Source organism: Flavicella marina (assembly GCF_009193215.1).
In the GTDB taxonomy this organism is placed as follows: domain Bacteria; phylum Bacteroidota; class Bacteroidia; order Flavobacteriales; family Flavobacteriaceae; genus Flavicella; species Flavicella marina.
Genome location: NZ_VYVA01000001.1, coordinates 1 through 18,395, shown reverse-complemented (window position 1 = coordinate 18,395; position 18,395 = coordinate 1). Strand labels below are relative to the sequence as shown.

General features: G+C 34.1%; 14 protein-coding genes and 2 tRNA genes. 11 read left to right on the top strand and 5 right to left on the bottom strand.

What is annotated here, in order from left to right; all coding sequences use genetic code 11:
• Positions 1 to 27 precede the first annotated feature (27 nt).
• Positions 28 to 1,632 (top strand): hypothetical protein, encoded by a 1,605-nt coding sequence (locus F6P99_RS00080; protein WP_152285407.1) that lies wholly within the window; start codon positions 28 to 30, stop codon positions 1,630 to 1,632.
• A gap of 135 nt (positions 1,633 to 1,767) precedes the next feature.
• Here the strand turns inward: F6P99_RS00080 and F6P99_RS00075 are convergent.
• The 3 genes from F6P99_RS00075 to F6P99_RS00065 form a co-directional block, all read right to left on the bottom strand.
• Positions 1,768 to 1,841 (bottom strand) — tRNA-Arg (locus tag F6P99_RS00075).
• A gap of 60 nt (positions 1,842 to 1,901) precedes the next feature.
• On the bottom strand, positions 1,902 to 2,135 hold the full coding sequence (locus F6P99_RS00070; RefSeq protein ID WP_152285406.1) for a putative signal transducing protein: 234 nt from the start codon (positions 2,133 to 2,135) through the stop codon (positions 1,902 to 1,904).
• A gap of 10 nt (positions 2,136 to 2,145) precedes the next feature.
• A complete protein-coding gene (locus F6P99_RS00065; RefSeq protein WP_152285405.1) occupies positions 2,146 to 2,295 on the bottom strand; it encodes an SsrA-binding protein in 150 nt (49 codons plus the stop codon).
• 121 nt (positions 2,296 to 2,416) lie between these two features.
• Between F6P99_RS00065 and F6P99_RS00060 the strand changes: the two genes are divergently transcribed.
• A complete protein-coding gene (locus F6P99_RS00060) occupies positions 2,417 to 3,352 on the top strand; it encodes a calcium/sodium antiporter (protein ID WP_152285404.1) in 936 nt (311 codons plus the stop codon).
• Positions 3,353 to 3,434: 82 nt separating this feature from the next.
• Here the strand turns inward: F6P99_RS00060 and F6P99_RS00055 are convergent, their stop codons facing one another.
• Complete coding sequence (locus tag F6P99_RS00055) at positions 3,435 to 4,454, bottom strand: glutamine synthetase beta-grasp domain-containing protein (protein ID WP_152285403.1); 1,020 nt, start codon at positions 4,452 to 4,454, stop codon at positions 3,435 to 3,437.
• Between the two features lie 281 nt (positions 4,455 to 4,735).
• On the opposite strand from F6P99_RS00055, the gene F6P99_RS00050 reads away from it, so the two are divergent.
• The 3 genes from F6P99_RS00050 to F6P99_RS00040 all read left to right on the top strand — a co-directional run bounded on the left by F6P99_RS00050 (position 4,736) and on the right by F6P99_RS00040 (position 9,932).
• Positions 4,736 to 5,914 (top strand): AIR synthase related protein, encoded by a 1,179-nt coding sequence (locus F6P99_RS00050; protein ID WP_152285402.1) that lies wholly within the window; start codon positions 4,736 to 4,738, stop codon positions 5,912 to 5,914.
• A 106-nt stretch (positions 5,915 to 6,020) separates the two neighbouring features.
• Positions 6,021 to 7,097 (top strand): peptide chain release factor 1, encoded by a 1,077-nt coding sequence (gene prfA / locus F6P99_RS00045; protein WP_152285401.1) that lies wholly within the window; start codon positions 6,021 to 6,023, stop codon positions 7,095 to 7,097.
• A gap of 384 nt (positions 7,098 to 7,481) precedes the next feature.
• The gene (locus F6P99_RS00040; RefSeq protein WP_226912974.1) at positions 7,482 to 9,932 is read left to right on the top strand and encodes an outer membrane beta-barrel protein; all 2,451 of its coding nucleotides are present in this window, start codon (positions 7,482 to 7,484) and stop codon (positions 9,930 to 9,932) included.
• 60 nt (positions 9,933 to 9,992) lie between these two features.
• Here the strand turns inward: F6P99_RS00040 and uvrB are convergent, their stop codons facing one another.
• Positions 9,993 to 11,978 carry an excinuclease ABC subunit UvrB gene (gene uvrB, locus F6P99_RS00035; RefSeq protein ID WP_152285400.1) on the bottom strand — a complete coding sequence of 662 codons (1,986 nt, stop codon included), beginning with the start codon at positions 11,976 to 11,978 and terminating at the stop codon, positions 9,993 to 9,995.
• A gap of 174 nt (positions 11,979 to 12,152) precedes the next feature.
• Here uvrB and F6P99_RS00030 point away from each other — a divergent pair, with 174 nt between their 5' ends.
• The 6 genes from F6P99_RS00030 to uxaC all read left to right on the top strand — a co-directional run bounded on the left by F6P99_RS00030 (position 12,153) and on the right by uxaC (position 18,042).
• Entirely contained in the window at positions 12,153 to 13,346 is a 1,194-nt protein-coding gene (locus tag F6P99_RS00030; protein WP_226912973.1) for a serine hydrolase domain-containing protein, read from the top strand.
• Between the two features lie 131 nt (positions 13,347 to 13,477).
• Positions 13,478 to 13,551 (top strand) — tRNA-Asp (locus tag F6P99_RS00025).
• Between the two features lie 75 nt (positions 13,552 to 13,626).
• Positions 13,627 to 14,547: an alpha/beta hydrolase gene (locus F6P99_RS00020; RefSeq protein WP_152285399.1), complete on the top strand. Its 921-nt coding sequence runs from the start codon at positions 13,627 to 13,629 to the stop codon at positions 14,545 to 14,547.
• Between the two features lie 85 nt (positions 14,548 to 14,632).
• Positions 14,633 to 15,445 carry an SDR family oxidoreductase gene (locus F6P99_RS00015; RefSeq protein WP_152285398.1) on the top strand — a complete coding sequence of 271 codons (813 nt, stop codon included), beginning with the start codon at positions 14,633 to 14,635 and terminating at the stop codon, positions 15,443 to 15,445.
• 10 nt (positions 15,446 to 15,455) lie between these two features.
• Positions 15,456 to 16,631 carry a mannonate dehydratase gene (gene uxuA / locus F6P99_RS00010; RefSeq protein ID WP_152285397.1) on the top strand — a complete coding sequence of 392 codons (1,176 nt, stop codon included), beginning with the start codon at positions 15,456 to 15,458 and terminating at the stop codon, positions 16,629 to 16,631.
• A 1-nt stretch (position 16,632) separates the two neighbouring features.
• Positions 16,633 to 18,042, top strand: coding sequence for a glucuronate isomerase (gene uxaC / locus F6P99_RS00005; RefSeq protein WP_152285396.1), 1,410 nt, complete (start codon positions 16,633 to 16,635; stop codon positions 18,040 to 18,042).
• Positions 18,043 to 18,395 lie beyond the last annotated feature (353 nt).

Here is an 18,395-nt window from a genome sequence, read left to right as displayed (position 1 = left end):
GTGTAACAATCAAAAATGATTAAATAAGTGAAATCAGTAAACAATTCATATAGGTTTTTCAAACTGTTATTGGTTGTGCCTTTGGTGTCACTTTTTTTGTTTTTATTATTTGGTTGGTTTTTGATAGAATTTAAAAAAGACTGGATTAAAGAAGAATTGTTGCTCGTTTTGAATGAAAATTTCAACGGAGATATTGTAGTAGAAAAACTTACTTTCGATCCTTTTACTTATTTCCCAAAAGCAGCGGTACAGTTAAAAAATGTTTCGTTTTTCGAGAATAAAAATCATGTGAATAAAGCTGTGATGACAGTTGATGAATTGAGTTTAGATATCAATATCAAACAACTAGTCAATGAAGCACAACTAATCATTGAAAGAGCAACTGCAGAAAAAGTTAAATTACATTTAGTAGAAAACACTACCGAATGGAATATTGAACGCGTCTTTTCTGTAAACAACAACAGTAATGTGCCTAATAGAGATGTGAATACCGCATTTGTGTTGGCGGTTGATGAGTTAAAAGTTAAAATCTTCGAATTTTCAATTTTGCCCAAAGGGAGTAAAGACTCAGAAAGAATACATTTTGAAAAAGTCAAAGCAAATCTCACCTATGAAAACCATTTGTTGCAAGTCAAGTTGAATTCTCATCAACATATTTACCCAACATTATTTAATACATACGACATACCTTCCATTGGTAAAACTCTTTTGAATGCAGATTTTTTAGTTGATTTGAGTAGGGATAAGATCGAGGTGTCCAAAGCAAGTTTAGATCTTGATACTATGAAGTATAATTTCCATGGAACATATTCGTTTCAAGATTTTCATAAAATTGAGACCGAATTTGAAGGTCGATCTATTCAAGACCCTGAAAAACTTACAAAAGGTAAGTTTACCACAGTTTTTGGAACGCCGATAAAATCTTTGGGGTTACTTTTAGAAACGAACAAGATAGATATCGGTGAAACTTTGAATAAATATGAGACAGATCAATTTGCAAAAGGAGACGTAACGATAAAAGTTGATTGGAGTTTTAAAGGAAAGACGTACGATAGTTTTATCCAGCACTCTAGAGCTTCTGTTCAAACTTATGGAAGGAATATTTCTTTAAGTGGAATGGATTTGGATGAGTTGCTAGAAAATTACAAACGCAGTCAAAATTTTAGTTTGGTAGATGTTGGTGCATATGCTTTTGTTGGGCCTTTTGGTGCTATTGCTGTAAAGGGCTCTGATTTTACGAAGCTTCTTAGAACAAAATTTACAGATGTGGATTCTACTCAAATACAAGAAATCATATTTGATGTCAATTTGGCGGATGGAGTTATCTCTACAAATGACGTAGCGTTTTCTACCAATTCAAATAGATTGGCTTTTTTTGGAGATATTGATATAGTAAATGATTCTATTCCAAATGGAAAATTAGTGGTCCTAAGTGAAGATGCTTGTGAAGTGTTAAGTCAACGATTTTATGGTTCTTTCGATGCTGTGAAAATTGAAGAAGTGAAGGTCGTGAAAACCTTAATGGGATCCGTAGTCAATTTGGTTCAAGTGTTAACATTTCAAAAATGCAAGCCTGTATACTCAGGTAAGATAGTTCATCCTGTTTCAGAGGGTTCCAAGCGCGTATTTTAGTTGAAAGACCCGAGGAAAATGCTTTTTGCTTTGTAGAAAAAATGGGTAAGAAGTGGATTTTTGAAAATTACGATAAACTTCAAATGAGGGAATAAAAAAACCCTTGAAAATCATAAGATTAACAAGGGTGTTTTGTGACCGCGATAGGATTCAAACCTATAACCTCTTGAGCCGTAATCAAGTGCGCTATTCAGTTGCGCCACGCGGCCTTTTTGCGGTTGCAAATATAGAAGATTATTGTGATATCCAAAACAAAAAAACGAAAAAAATTAAATTAATTCAGTCTTAAGTTTTTCTAAGATTTCTGTCGCTTCCTTAATGTCGTTTTCATAAACATACAATTCAACATGGTCACCGAACGAACCAAAACCTGCTAGCCTAGCCGATTCATCGTTATTTTTTGTTAAAAATGGAATTTCTGCATCATTCAAATCCAATTGCAATCGTTGAATTTCGATAAATGATGCCGTGTGTAATTTTACATGATTCGAATTATTTGTCATAGTAATTATTTTATAATGCATTTTTAGTAATATAGGCTCTAAAGCCAATGATAGCTAATTGCCATTTTTTGGCTTTGCTCATGTCTAATTGTTTTTTTCCAAAAGATGGAAAAATCAATTTGTTAATTTTCGCAATTGTACGGAACAATTGTTTTTTCATAAAGTGTTTTTTGCTTGATTCTAATTTACGAAATAATTTGTATCCAAAAGTTAAAGTATTTTGAAAAATAAAAAGAGAGCTGTTTAGATTAGGTATCTTTGCTGTTAAATTATAGACGCAAATGAATTTACTTTTTATTGTAATAGGACTTGTTTTATTGATCGTTGGAGGGAATTGGTTATTGAAATCTGCTGTGGGGTTTTCGTTGCGATTGGAAATACCAAAAATTGTTATTGGTATGACTGTGGTTTCGTTTGCTACCTCTGCTCCTGAATTGATAGTCAGTTTAAAATCTGCATTGCAAGGGCATCCTGATTTGGCTGTTGGAAACGTAATCGGTTCTAATATTGCAAATCTTGGATTGGTGCTTGGGATTACGGTGCTGTTATCTGATATTCGAGTGAATACTAGTTTTTTTAAAACAGACTGGCCAATTATGATGTTGTCTTCCGTGTTACTATATGTGTTTATAGTGGTTGACGGAAGTTTAGGAGTCTATGAAGGAGTGATATTATTTGCATTACTCGTTGTGTTTTTGGCGTACTTGCTGAAGTTTCAAAAAGTAGCTGTGGTAGATGAAATGCCTGAAGATGATGAAGAATTACCGTTATGGAGTGCATTGCTATATCTTCTAATTGGTGGTGTTGCTTTATGGGGAGGCTCTGAGTTGTTAATTGAAGGAGCTGTTGGTTTGGCAGAAGAGTTTGGAGTTAGTCAGCGAGTTATTGGTGTTTCGGTTGTATCAGTAGGTACGAGTATCCCAGAGTTATCGGCATCAATTATTGCAGTACTCAGAAAAGAGAAAGCAATCAGTATTGGTAATTTATTAGGTTCAAATATTTTTAATATCCTTGCCGTGTTGGGTCTAACAGCGATAGTGCACCCAATTCAAATTCATGACCTGGGCTTAATTGAAAATGATATTTATTGGATGTTGGGAGTGTCGCTTTTGATTTTACCTTTGAGCTTTATGTATAGAAAAAGGGTGTTTGGAAAGTTTGAAGGAGGATTGCTCCTTGCAATCTATGTGTTGTTTATTTATATGATGCTCGGTTAAAATATAATTTTATTTAAAAAAGACATAAAAAAAGCGTTCAAGAAAACTTGAACGCTTTTTAAATATATAATAACTATATAAATTATTTAACTGGTTTAACAGTTTTGATAATTCTTGCAGCAATTTTGTAAGGATCTCCGTTTGAAGCAGGTCTTCTGTCTTCTAACCATCCTTTGTATCCTTTTTCTACAGCGATAATTGGAATACGGATTGAAGCTCCACGGTCAGATACTCCCCAAGAGAATTGATCGATAGATTGTGTTTCGTGGTCTCCTGTTAAACGTTGATCGTTTTCAGCACCATAAACTTCAATGTGTTCTTTAACTACTGGACGGAAAGCTTCACAGATTTCTGCGTATTTCTCAGCTGAACCACACTCTCTCAAGATAGAGTTAGAGAAGTTAGCGTGCATTCCTGAACCATTCCAGTCTAAATCTTTTCCTAATGGTTTTGGGTGGTACTCGATGTACATTCCACGACCTTCAGTCAAACGATCTAGTAAATATCTAGCAATCCAAATTTCGTCTCCGGCTTTCTTAGCACCTTTAGCGAATAATTGGAATTCCCATTGTCCAGAAGCAACCTCTTGGTTGATTCCTTCGAAGTTCAATCCAGCTTCGATACATAAATCAGCATGCTCTTCAACTAAATCACGTCCGTGAGTGTTTTTTCCACCAACTGAACAGTAGTACATTCCTTGTGGAGCTGGGTAACCACCTCTTGGGAATCCTAATGGTAAATCAGTTTCAGTATCCATGATGAAGTACTCTTGCTCGAATCCGAACCAGAAATCGTTATCATCATCTTCGATAGTTGCACGTCCGTTAGACTCATGTGGAGTTCCGTCAGCGTTCAATACCTCAGTCATTACTAAGTATCCGTTGATACGTGCAGGATCTGGATAGATTGCAACTGGTTTTAAGATACAGTCAGATGCACCACCTGAAGCTTGTTTTGTAGATGAACCGTCAAATGACCAGTTTCCTAATTCTTCTAAAGTTCCTTGGAAGTTTTCATGCTCCTCAACTTTTGTTTTACTTCTTAGGTTTTGAGTTGGCTTGTAACCATCCAACCAAATGTACTCTAATTTAATTTTAGCCATAATTCTATATGTATTGTTAATATGATTCTATGATAATTTTTGAAGTGACAAATATAATACATAAATCTATACAAGAATAAAAAAAGTACGTAAAAATACGTAGAAATAATAATTTTTAATGGAATGTTTGAAATCTGAGAACTTTATTTCGAATATCTTATTTTCAGGTTCTTAATATTGAAAATTATTAAATGAGATACGTATATATAAAGTTATCTCAATTGATAAAAAATTCACAACAAATAAGTAACTTTGCGTTTTTCAAATTCAAAGAAATCACAATGAGTTCAGAAACGAGTAAAAGGTACAGCCAACGTGGTGTGTCGGCTTCAAAAGAAGATGTTCATAATGCTATAAAAAATGTTGATAAAGGATTGTTTCCGCAAGCATTTTGTAAAATAGTACCAGATCACTTAACAGGTGACGAAGAATATTGCTTAATCATGCATGCTGATGGAGCTGGTACAAAGTCGTCTTTGGCCTATATGTATTGGAAAGAAACAGGTGATATTTCTGTTTGGAAAGGTATTGCCCAAGATGCGTTAATCATGAATATTGATGATTTGCTATGTGTCGGAGCAACAGATAATATTTTATTATCATCTACGATTGGTCGAAACAAAAATTTGATTCCTGGTGAAGTGCTTTCACAGATTATCAACGGTACCGAAGAATTATTGCAAGAGTTGAAAGAGTTTGGAGTAGAGATTCATTCTACAGGAGGTGAAACGGCTGATGTTGGGGATTTGGTTCGAACAATTATCGTTGATTCTACGGTAACTGCACGAATGAAAAGAAAGGATGTTGTGAACAATGCAAATATCAAACCAGGTGATGTTATCGTTGGTTTAGAGTCGTTTGGACAAGCAACTTATGAAAAATCATATAATGGAGGTATGGGAAGTAATGGTTTGACATCTGCTCGACATGACGTGTTTGACAATTACTTGGCCAAAAAATACCCTGAAAGTTTTGATGCAGCGGTTCCAGAAGATTTAGTGTATTCAGGAAAAGTAAAATTGACAGATTCAGTTGAAGATTCTCCGATAGATGCAGGGCAATTGGTGCTGTCTCCGACAAGAACATATGCGCCTATCATAAAAGAAATCTTGAGTAAATTTACGCCAGAGCAAATTCACGGAATGGTGCATTGTAGTGGAGGAGCACAAACTAAAATTTTACATTTCGTTAAAGATTTGCATGTCATCAAAGACAATATGTTCCATGTTCCGCCTTTGTTTAAATTAATTCAAGAGCAATCTGGTACCGATTGGAAAGAAATGTATCAGGTATTTAATATGGGACATAGAATGGAAATTTATGTGCCTGCAGAGATTGCAAATGATATTATCGAAATTTCTAAAAGTTTTAATGTAGATGCAAAAATTGTGGGTAGAGTAGAAGCCGCAGCGTCTAATAAATTGACAATTCAAAGTGAGTTCGGAGAATTTATTTATTAGTAATTAGAGAGAATAATGGAAGACCAGTGTATACACTGGTCTTTTTGGTATCTGAAAATAACCAGATAAAAAATGTAAATTTGCAATCCAAGAAAAGAAAGTATAGATGTTAGATAAGATTAAAATATTTAAGCAACGTTATGATGAAGTATCAGATTTGATTATTCAGCCTGATATTATCATGGATCAAAAACGTTATGTAAAGCTTAATAAAGAATATAAAGATTTAGGTCAGATTGTTGAAAAAGCTGATGAGTACGAAAAGCTATTGAACAATATCGAAGAAGCAAAAGAAATCATTGCAGATGGTTCTGATGTAGAAATGGTAGAAATGGCTAAAATGGAATTGGATGAGGCAAATGCTCAAATTCCAAAATTAGAGGAAGAAATTAAATTTATGTTGATTCCGAAGGATCCTGAAGATGCTAAAAATGTGATCGTAGAAATACGTGCAGGTACAGGTGGAGACGAAGCGAGTATTTTTGCTGGTGATTTGTATAGAATGTATACGAAATACTGTTCAGATAGAAACTGGAAAGTTGAAGTAGAGGATATTAGCGAAGGGACTTCAGGTGGGTTTAAAGAGATAATTTTTAGTATTACCGGTGCAGATGTTTATGGTGATATGAAGTTTGAATCTGGTGTGCATCGTGTACAGAGAGTTCCTCAAACAGAAACTCAAGGTCGTGTTCATACCTCTGCTGCTACTGTTATGGTGTTGCCAGAAGCTGAAGAATTTGATATTGATATGAAGATGAGTGATATTCGTATCGATTATTTTTGTTCTTCTGGACCTGGTGGTCAATCTGTAAATACCACTTATTCTGCAGTGCGTTTGACGCACGTTCCAACAGGATTGGTAGCACAATGTCAAGATCAAAAATCACAGCATAAAAATAAAGACAAGGCGATGAAAGTATTGCGTTCTCGTTTGTATGAGCAAGAGTTAGAGAAAAAACTCGCAGCCGATGCCTTAAAAAGAAACTCGTTGGTTTCTAGTGGAGATAGATCTGCAAAAATTAGAACATACAACTATCCACAAGGACGTGTTACAGAACACAGAATCGGATTGACATTGTATGATTTATCGAATGTAATTAATGGAGATATTCATAAGATTATTGATGAATTAAAACTAGCTGAAAATACAGAAAGATTGAAAGAGCTTGGTGAAGCTTTATAAAGATCTTTTATATAAAAAACGAAACCCCTTGAACATTGTTCAAGGGGTTTTTTATTAAAAATCGGTTGGAACTTTTAGAAAAAGCTACCAACCGAAATAATTAACCGACTACTAATTTAAAATATCTAATCTTTTTGTAGTTCAAAATTTAAGAGTAAAAAAACGGATGAACATTAAGGGGCGTTATTCCATCCGTTTTTTACAATAACCATTTAATTACTCTTACTTCATGTAAAAATAGATCATTATAGCTTTGTGCACAATCGTCATTAATAAGTGAATTTATTGCTCCTTATTTTTAGGGATGCAAAAAACAATAAATAGTACTTTGTTTTGCATAGTACTATTTAATTTATATATTTGTCCTGTAAAACTAACTACAGAATGATGAAAAATTTTAAAATAGTGCTATTAGCAATCGTGTTGAGTTCGGTCTATGGCTTTGCGAATGAGATTGTTTCTGGTGAGGTGTTCGGACAGGTAATTGATGAGAATACACAACAGCCATTGCCTTACGTGAGTGTGGAGTTGCAAGATGAAAGTGGAAAATCATTTACCGGAGCGATAACAGATGACCAAGGACAGTTTGAATTAAAGAAAATTCCTGATGGCGCTTATCTGTTGGTTGTATCTTTTATAGGTTTTGAATCAATATCTAAGAAATTGATGATTTCTAAAAAGAACAGAAAACATGATTTAGGAAAATTGTTTTTAAAAGAAACAAGTGCTGAGTTAGAGGAAGTTGTTGTGGTAGCAGAGAAATCAACAGTTGAACAAAAGATAGATAGAAAAGTAATTAATGTTGGAAAAGACTTGACTTCAGTTGGTGCGACTGCAGATGTGCTTTTAAATAATGTGCAATCGGTTTCTGTGGATAGTCAGTCTGGGAATATTAGTCTTCGAGGAAATGAAAATGTACGGATATTAGTAGATGGAAAACCTACGAATATACCCGCAGCGCAATTAATGAAGCAAATACCATCTACTTCCATCAAAAGTATTGAGTTGATAACAAACCCTTCAGCAAAATACAATCCAGAAGGCATGAGTGGTATTATAAATATCATACTTCATAAAAATGCAAATATTGGTTTTAATGGATCAATCAACACGGGTTTGACTTATGGTGTGAATCCTAGATATAATTATTCTACCAACATGAACTTTAAAAAAGGGAGGGTCAATTTTTTTGGAAATTATGGTTATAATAATGGAGACAATTCTAATTATGGAATAGTCTTAAGAAATGACAATAGCATTCGTCAAGATTTTAATTTTGAATCGAAATATGCCAATCATATTCTAAAAGTTGGGGCGGATGTATATATCAATGATAAGCACACTTTTTCTGTGTATACTACACAAAATAAATCAGATGATTCACAGGTTTCTACGACGTTAATTACTGGAGCTATAGAATCAAACAGTCCTTCTTATAATGATAATACGGGTGATTCTAAAGCGTATGACTTTAATTATACAATTGATTTTAATGAAGAAGGTGAGAAATTAGAAATTGAAGCAAATTTATCTACATACGATAGGATAGAAGATGCACTTTTTGAAGAAAGTGTAAAGCCCTATGACATGACCAGAAATTATCACGATTATGTAGTAAACGACAAAGGGACAGATTTGTATAATTTAGACTATACTAAACCGCTCTCGAAAACTGCAAAATTAGAGTTGGGCTTAGAGGCGCGTTTTGATAGAATCAGTAATAGTTTAAATACAACGCAACACAATTTTGTATACGATGAAAATGGCAATCGAATTCCTAAAACCATCATTGATGATGGTCAGTTGATCCCTTGGTATGAAACAGCACCGATAGGAAATTCTTCGTTTTCTTACGATAGAGATATTTATTCTGCATACGTAAATTACAATCGACAGTTCGAAAAATTAATTGTACAATTAGGTGCTCGCGTTGAAAATTATGAAGTTAGAGGTGATTTTAATCAATCAGAAGAAAACGAAAAATATACAGATCAAATTTTTACGGTATATCCTTCAGCATTTTTCACTTACAAACCGAGCGAAAAAAATCAATACCAGTTTAGTTATAGCAGAAGAGTGGATCGACCGGGAATTCAACAGGTAAATCCGATTCGACAATGGAGTACTCCTTTGATTACATCGATTGGTAATCCTGAATTACGACCTCAGTTCACAAATTCTTTTGAAGTAAATTATACGAGACAATACGAAAAAGGTTCTTTTACAGCTGGTACTTTTTTGCGTCAAGTAAATGATAATATTACTCGAATTTTGAACATTGATGAATTCGATGAAGATAAGTTAGAACTTTCTTATATCAACGCAGATACAAACTACCGTTATGGTTTTGAGTTCTCGAGCAATCATGCTTTTGCAAATTGGTGGCGATTGAATGCGAGTATGGATTTGTATATACAAAAAGAGAGTGGTGTAGCGAACAATGAATTGATTGAAGTGCAAAACAATGCGTTTAATTTTAGGATCAACAATAATTTCACTGCCACAAAAAATTTGAGACTTCAATTGTTCGCGATGTACAGAGGTGGGGGGCAGTCGATACAATTCAATGTTGACCCAATGTGGATGGTAAATACAGGAGCTAGTTATAATATTTTGAAAGGAAAAGGAACACTTACCTTAAATTTCAATGATATTTTTAAGGGAATGAAATTCAAGTTTACTTCAGACAAACCTATACCACAATACGGGCAGTTTAACTGGGAGAGCAGAACGGTGTTTTTAGGTTTTATGTATAATTTTGGTGGAGGAAAAAATAAAGCACGTAAAAGAAAAAGAAGAGACAAGAACGAAGCCTCTGGAGGTGGTTTCTTGTAAAATATAAAATTGTGCCCTGAATTATAAAACCGTGCCCTTCGACAAGCTCAGGGTACGGTTTTATAATTTACTCTTGAGCTCTTTAATTTCGTCTCGTAGCTTTGCAGCAACTAAAAAATCGAGATTTTTCGCAGCAGTCTCCATTTCCTTTCTTTTTTGCTGGATGCGTTTTTCTATTTCACCTTTCGATAAATAAGTTAAATCTTGTTCTGCGGCTATATTTTCATCTATTGAAGAATAAGAGGTCCCTTGATTTTGAAGTAATGCGCTTTCTAGTTTTTTACTAATTTGTTTCGGTGTGATGTTGTTATTTGTATTGTAAGCAATTTGTTTTTCTCTTCTTCTTGCGGTTTCAGATATGGTAAGCTCCATGCTTTTTGTGATTTTATCTGCATACATAATCGCCTTTCCGTTGACATTTCTTGCAGCCCTACCAATGGTTTGGGTAAGCGAACGATGCGAACGTAAAAAACCTTCTTTGTCGGCATCAACAATGGCTACCAAAGAAACTTCAGGTAAATCTAACCCCTCCCTTAATAGGTTTACCCCAATCAATACATCAAACAATCCTTTTCGCAAGTCTTGCAGTATCTGCACACGTTCAAGCGTATCAACATCTGAATGAATGTACCTACATCTTATTTGAATTCGCGTTAAGAATTTCGCCAATTCTTCTGCCATTCTTTTTGTTAAAGTAGTAACCAAAACCCTTTCGTCAACTTCTATTCGTTGCTGAATTTCTTCTGTTAAGTCATCAATTTGATTCAAACTAGGTCGAACTTCAATTATCGGATCTAACAAACCTGTAGGACGAATTACCTGTTCCACAAAATGACCTTCTGTTTTCTCAAGCTCATAGTCGGCAGGTGTAGCACTCACGTATAAAACCTGGTTTTGAATTTCTTCAAACTCTTCGAATTTCAACGGACGGTTGTCCATCGCAGCAGGTAATCGGAAACCAAATTCAACCAAATTTTCTTTTCGAGATCTATCTCCGCCATACATCGCATGAGTTTGTGGTATTGTAACGTGACTTTCATCAATTACCATCAGATAATCTTCTGGAAAATAATCTAATAAACAGAAAGGCCGTGTACCTGGAGCTCGTCCATCTAAATATCTCGAATAATTTTCGATACCACTGCAATATCCCAGTTCTCGAATCATTTCTAAATCAAACTCTGTTCTTTCTTTTAGGCGTTTCGCTTCTAAAGGTTTTCCTATCTCTTCAAAATAGGAAACTTGTTTGACCATGTCCTCTTGAATCTGATGGATAGCATCTTGAAGTATATCTGGTGATGTTACAAATAAATTTGCGGGATAAATATTTAAGGTCTCAAATTTTTCTATTACTGTGTTGTTTTCAACATCAAAAGATTCAATTTCCTCAATTTCATCTCCAAAAAAATGTACACGATAAGCGTATTCTCCATACGATGGATATATAGTAATAGTGTCTCCCTTTACTTTAAAACTTCCACTTTTTATTTCAGTTTCTGTTCTAGAATAAAGACTTGTAACTAGCATGTGTAAGAACTTTGTTCTAGCTAGAACTTGATCTTGTTCGATGGTAATTACATTTTTCTTGAATTCAACAGGATTCCCGATACCATATAAACACGATACAGAGGCAATGACGAGTACGTCTCTTCGTCCTGATAACAATGCTGACGAAGTACTGATTCGCAAACGTTCGATGTCTTCGTTTATTGAAAGATCTTTTTCAATAAATACACCACTTGAAGGAATATACGCTTCAGGTTGATAGTAGTCGTAATACGAAACAAAATATTCTACTGCGTTATTCGGGAAAAATTCTTTGAACTCAGCATAAAGTTGTGCCGCTAGTGTTTTGTTGTGTGCTAGCACTAAAGTTGGCCGGTTGATGTTTTTTATTACATTGGCAACAGTAAATGTCTTTCCAGAACCAGTTACCCCTAAAAGATTTAAATATTTATCATCGTTTAATATACCCTCAGTCAATTGTTGTATTGCTTCCGGTTGATCTCCTGTAGGTTTGTATGCCGATTGTAATGTAAAATCCATAATACAAAAATAACAGAAGCAAACGGAAATCATGTTAAAATTATTGGAATACTGCAATAAGTTTTGCTTCGATATTCTAAATTTATCTGCAAATAAAATAATGTTAAAAGGAGCATTTTTTTTGTAATACCACAAGAGAGTACTATTTTGCAGGCTAATTTATTTTTAGCTGTCTTGAAAAAAATAATTCTTCTTAGTATTCTTGTCGGAGTAGGTGTTATCTTGATGGTAGTGTTCGGTCGTACAGCGCATTATACCCAGAATGAGCTACCTGAGCAGAAAAAGGATACTGTGTTACCAATAGAAACAAGTAGAGAAGTAGTTGTTCAAATGCATCAAGGCGCAAATGCGAAGCTTGTTCAGAAAAAAATGGATTCTCTTTTAAAGAGAGTGCATAAGAGGTATGATTTTCATGGGGCAGTATTGGTTGCTAAAGGAGATAAAGTTCTTTATAAGAATCAAATAGGATACGCTGATTTTAGAAAGAAAAAATTGCTGCATGAAAAATCAGCATTTCAATTGGCATCAGTAAGTAAACAGTTTACAGCAACTTCGATCATGTTATTGTATGAAGAAGGAAAAATAAAATTAACAGATTCAGTAACGCAATTTTTTCCTGATTTCCCTTACAAAGATGTAACGATAAAACATTTGTTAACTCACACTGCTGGTTTGCCTAATTATTTTTGGGTTGCAGAACATAAATGGGATGAAAAAGAACCTCCTACAAATTTAGAAATGATGTCGCTTCTTGAACAAACGAATACGAATCGTTTCTTTAGTGCAGGTAGAAATTTTGATTATTCAAATACCGGATATTTTGTTTTAGCATCTATCGTTGAAAAAGTAAGCGGTTTGCCATATGCCGATTTTGTTCAGGAATATGTATTTGAGCCATTAGGTATGAAAAATTCTTATATCTATAGTTTCAAAAAAGATACCATTCGTCAGCATCAACTCAAAGGGTATCGCTTGTATCGAGGCTGGCGTCATATTAGTATTCCGGGTACGGTTAACGATGCGATTGTTGGTGATAAAAATGTCTATGGGAATGTAGAAGATATGTATAAATGGATATACGGATTGAACAATGGACTCTTAGTTTCTGAACGTTCTCTAAAAATGATGTATGAAAAAGGTCAAACCAAATATGGTAGAAAAATACCTTATGGGTTTGGGTTTAGAATTGATAATCGTGGAGATGATAAAATTTATCACTATGGAAAATGGAACGGTTTTAGCACAGGATTAATTCAATATCCAGAGCAAGAATTAGTAATTATCATACTTGAGCATACGAGTTACAACGCGATGACATCATTAAATTCGAAAATAAAAAAAATTGTCGAAGAAAACTTTAATAGTTAGCATAGTAATTGACTGTAAATAAGAGTTCTAAAAATAAGGAGTCTTGTTTTTAAAAATGTAGCGTGTTTTTTTACTAAAAAAGTTTGTGAAATCCGTAAAGAGAGTGTAGATTTGCAACCGCTAACAGCAACGGTCTGGTAGTTCAGCTGGTTAGAATACCTGCCTGTCACGCAGGGGGTCGCGGGTTCGAGTCCCGTCCAGACCGCAAAAGCCTCAAAACATTTGTTTTGAGGCTTTTTTCTTTTTAAAATTCTATATTTTTATGTCAAAATAAACAATTGTGGATTTAGAAAAGGATTTTTTAGAAACAAAAATTCCATTAGGTACCGAAGATGATGGTGAGATTTTTGCCACGCTCGTATCTTCTAAGCAGAATAAAAAAAGGAGCAAGGCTGTATTGTACATACATGGGTATATTGATTATTTTTTTCATCCTCATGTGTGCGAAGAGTTTCATCAACACAAATTCGATTTTTATGCCTTGGATTTGAGAAGGTATGGTCGGTCTTTAAAAGAGCATCATAAACCAAATTATTGTGAAGCCATAGAGGAATATTTTCAAGAAATAACAGAAGCATTGCAAATTATTCTTGAAACAAATGAACAAATTTATTTATTAGGGCATTCTACAGGTGGGTTAATTACATTGTCCTACATGAATTCCGGAGATTTGCGATACAAAGTGAAGGGATTACTTCTGAATTCTCCGTTTTTAGAATTTGCACAACCTTTGTGGCTTACAAATCTTATGTATTTCGGCTTAAAACCTTTGTCGAAGCTGATTCCATACGGAAAAAGCAATAAAGGACTTTCACCTATTTATGCAGAAAGTATGCATAAAAATTATTTTGGTGAATGGGATTTTGATTTAAGGTTAAAACCAATCAAGGGTTATCCAGTTTATTTTAAATGGTTTCTTGCTATAGTTTCTGCACAGCGCAGGTTAAGAAAATCGTCAATACATGTTCCGATTCTCTTATTGCATTCGAATCAATCATTTGTTCCAAAATCACATTCAGAACTAGTAAAACGCTCGGATACAGTTTTAGATATCAAGCATATGAAAGAACGAGGACCGTATTTAGGTAGTGATGTTACATTAATTGAAATTGAAGATGGAGTGCATGATTTGTTTTTGTCACCAAAATTGGTTAGAAAACATGCGCTTGCAAAAATGTTCGAATGGTTGTTAGAAAATTAATGATAAAAAATACAATATAACTATTGTTTAAATCGTGCAATATGTATATATTCGTGTGGGCACACAAAAAAACAGGGTATTCAAAATGAATTTATTTGATTTAAACAGCAAAGTAATACTAATAACCGGAGCCTGCGGTGTTTTGGGAGGAGGGATAACAAAATATCTTTTGCAAAATCAGGCTACTGTAGTTTTGTTACATTATAAAAAAGAACCATTACTTGAGGCTGTTAATGACTTAAAAAAGATAAGTTCAAAAGTTAAAGGTTATGTGTGTAACGTTGTTGATGAAGCTAGTTTATTAAGTGTGTCAAAAAAAATTATTTCTAAGTATGGAAAAATTGATGTGCTAATAAATGCTGCAGGTGGAAATAAACCCGGTGCGACTGTAGCTCCAGATCAATCAGTTTTTGATGTTGATATTGAACAGTTCAAACAGGTAATTGATTTAAATTTGTTTGGTAGTATCATTCCATCTTTGGTTTTTGGTAAAACAATGGCAAAAAATAACAAAGGAATAATTATTAATGTATCCTCAATGGCTGCCGAAAGGGCGATCACACGAGTAATGGGGTATTCCGCTTCTAAAGCAGCAATAGATAATTTTACAAAATGGTTGTCGGTAGAATTAGCTCAAAAATATGGTGATAAAATGAGGGTTAATGCAATCGCACCTGGTTTTTTTATTGGGAATCAGAACAGGGCATTATTAACAAATTCAGACGGAACATATACTGATAGAGGGAAAACAATTATTCAAAATACACCGATGAAACGTTTTGGAGGTGCGGATGAATTGAATGGAGCAATCCATTTTTTATGTACAGATGCTTCTAAATTTATAACGGGAGTTGTAATTCCTATTGATGGAGGATTTAGTGCATTTAGTGGTGTGTAAATGAAAATAGATGGAACAAACATGGAGATGGTACGGACCGAATGACCCGGTTCAGTTATCGGATATAAAACAAGCGGGTGCTAAAGGAGTAGTTTCTGCTTTGCACCAAATTCCTAATGGAGAAGTTTGGACAAAGGAAGCAATCCAAGAAAGAAAAAATGTGATTGAAGCAGCTGGACTTACTTGGTCTGTTGTTGAGAGTATTCCTGTACATGAAAATATCAAAACACGTTCAGGTGATTTTGAATTGTATATAGAAAGGTACAAGGAAAGTATAAAAAACCTTGCGAGCTGTGGCATTCATATCGTGTGTTATAACTTTATGCCAGTTTTAGATTGGACAAGAACGGACTTAGAGTACGAAGTAGAAGATGGTTCGAAAGCATTGCGTTTTGATGTTGCAGAATTTGATGCATTTGAATTGTTTTTATTAAAAAGACCAGATGCTGAAAAAGATTATACTGAGCGACAGATAAGTGCTGCCAAAAAAGTTTTTGAAGCTATGTCTGAAGCTGATAAAGAAAAGTTGATTAGAAATATTATAGCTGGACTTCCTGGAGCAGAAGAAGGTTATACAATTGAGCAATTTCAAACAATCTTAGATACCTATAAAGATATTGATGCTCAAAAATTAAAAGAAAACTTAGTCGCTTTTTTAAAAGAAATCATACCTGTTGCTTCACAAAATGAAGTGTTGATGTGTATTCATCCAGATGACCCTCCATATCAAATTTTAGGCTTGCCTAGAGTCGTGAGTACTGAAGAAGACTACGCCTATATATTTGAACAAGTTCCTGATGTTTCTAACGGAATTACCTATTGTACAGGATCATTAGGAGTAAGAGCAGATAATGATCTAGTTCAAATCTTCAAGAGGTTCGCAGATAGAGTACACTTTTTACATTTAAGAAGTACACAAAGAGATGAAGCTGGTAACTTTTATGAGGCAAATCACTTGGAAGGAGATGTAGATATGTATGCTGTAATTAAAGAAGCAATCATTGAAGAAAAAAGAAGAAAATCTGAAGGTAGAAAAGATGCAATGATTCCTATGAGACCAGATCATGGGCATCAAATGTTAGATGACTTATCAAAGAGAACAAATCCAGGTTATTCAGGAATCGGTAGATTAAGAGGTTTGGCTGAATTGAGAGGTTTAGAGTTCGGGATTGCAAAAAGCTTGTAGTATGGAGTTTGAAAAAAATACAAAAATGGATGTAGAGAATTTGTTTTTGAATTCTGAAACCGCAAAAAGATTGTATTTTGATTTTGCTGCCAAGATGCCTATTATTGATTATCACAATCATTTGTCTGCGAAGAAAATTGCAGAAAACAAACCTGTCAATAATATTACAGATGCTTGGCTTTCTGAAGATCACTACAAATGGCGTGCAATGCGAGCCAACGGTATAGATGAAAAATTTGTAACGGGTGAAGTTCCAAAGCAAGAAAAATTTCAGAAATGGGCAGAGACCGTTCCTTTTACTGTAGGAAACCCATTGTTTCATTGGAATCAACTAGAGTTAAAAAGGTATTTCGATATTGATGAAGTGCTTCAGCCTTCAAATGCGGAAGCTATTTATGCAAAATGTAATCTGATTCTTGAAAAAAAGACACCTGCGCAGTTATTAGAAGATATGAAAGTAGAGTTAGTCTGTACCACGGATGATCCTACGGATTCTCTAGAGTATCATATCCAAATTGCCAATGGTGATTTTTTCACCAAAGTATTACCAACATTTAGGTCTGATAATTTATTTTTTATTGATACTGATAATTTTAAGAACTACTTATCACAATTAGGAGAAGCCTCTGGAGTTCAAATTACAAGTTTGAAAAGTTTATTGAAAGCTATATCCAATAGAATAGAGTTTTTCGATTCGGTAGGTTGTAAATTATCTGATTATGGGGTTTCTGGCGAATTGATAATTGAAGATGCTTCTGAAGAAGAGGTAACTGGAATTTTTTCTCGTTTTTTGCTAGGTATTAAATTATCTAAAATTGAAATAGCAAAGTATAGAACATTTATGCTTTTGACTCTGGCAAAAAAATATCACGAAAAAGGGTGGGCACAGCAATACCACTTAGGTGTCATTAGGAATAATAATAATAGATTAACTGAAATATTTGGTGCCGATGCTGGTTGTGATTCTATAGGGGATTATACTATGGCTGAACAATTATCTAAATTTTTGAATCAGTTAGATTACGAAGAAAAGTTAGCTAAAACTATTGTATACAACTTAAATCCTGCATATGACGAAGTATTTGCTACGATGATGGGTAATTTTGCTTCAGGAGGATCTCCAGGTAAAATGCAATGGGGAGCTGCTTGGTGGTTTTTAGATCAAAAAGATGGGATTGAAAAAAACTTGAAAGCTTTATCTAGTTTAGGACTCTTAAGTAGGTCACTTGGTATGTTGACTGATAGTAGGAGTTTTTTATCATTTACTCGTCACGAATATTATAGAAGAGTTTTGTGTGATTTATTTGGTAGTCAAATTGAAAAAGGGGAACTTCCAAATGATATGGGCTTTTTCGGAAAGCTCATAGAGAATATCTCATATTACAATACTAAAAGTTATTTTGATTTTTAAGTTCCTCTACATAGGATACTATATTAAGTTATTAAATCCCTGTATAAAGTTTTAGCTTTTACAGGAGTATTTAATTTTTTACTAAGATTTTTTCTAGTTGTAAACGCTTCAAAACAAGGGGTGTAAGGAAAGGGCAAAAAAAAGATTAAAAAAAGGTTGCAAAAAGGCTTGTGGGAATGAAAGTTGGTTGTATATTTGCAGCCGCTAACGAATGGGGCATAGGTCATAGATTAGTTGGTGAGAGTTCTTTAAAATGCTGGTTAGATTTAAGATTTGGAGGTTTAAAAAAATAATTAAAATTTTATTTTTTTATATTGAAAAAAGGTTTTAGATTTGCAGCCGCTAAGCGACAG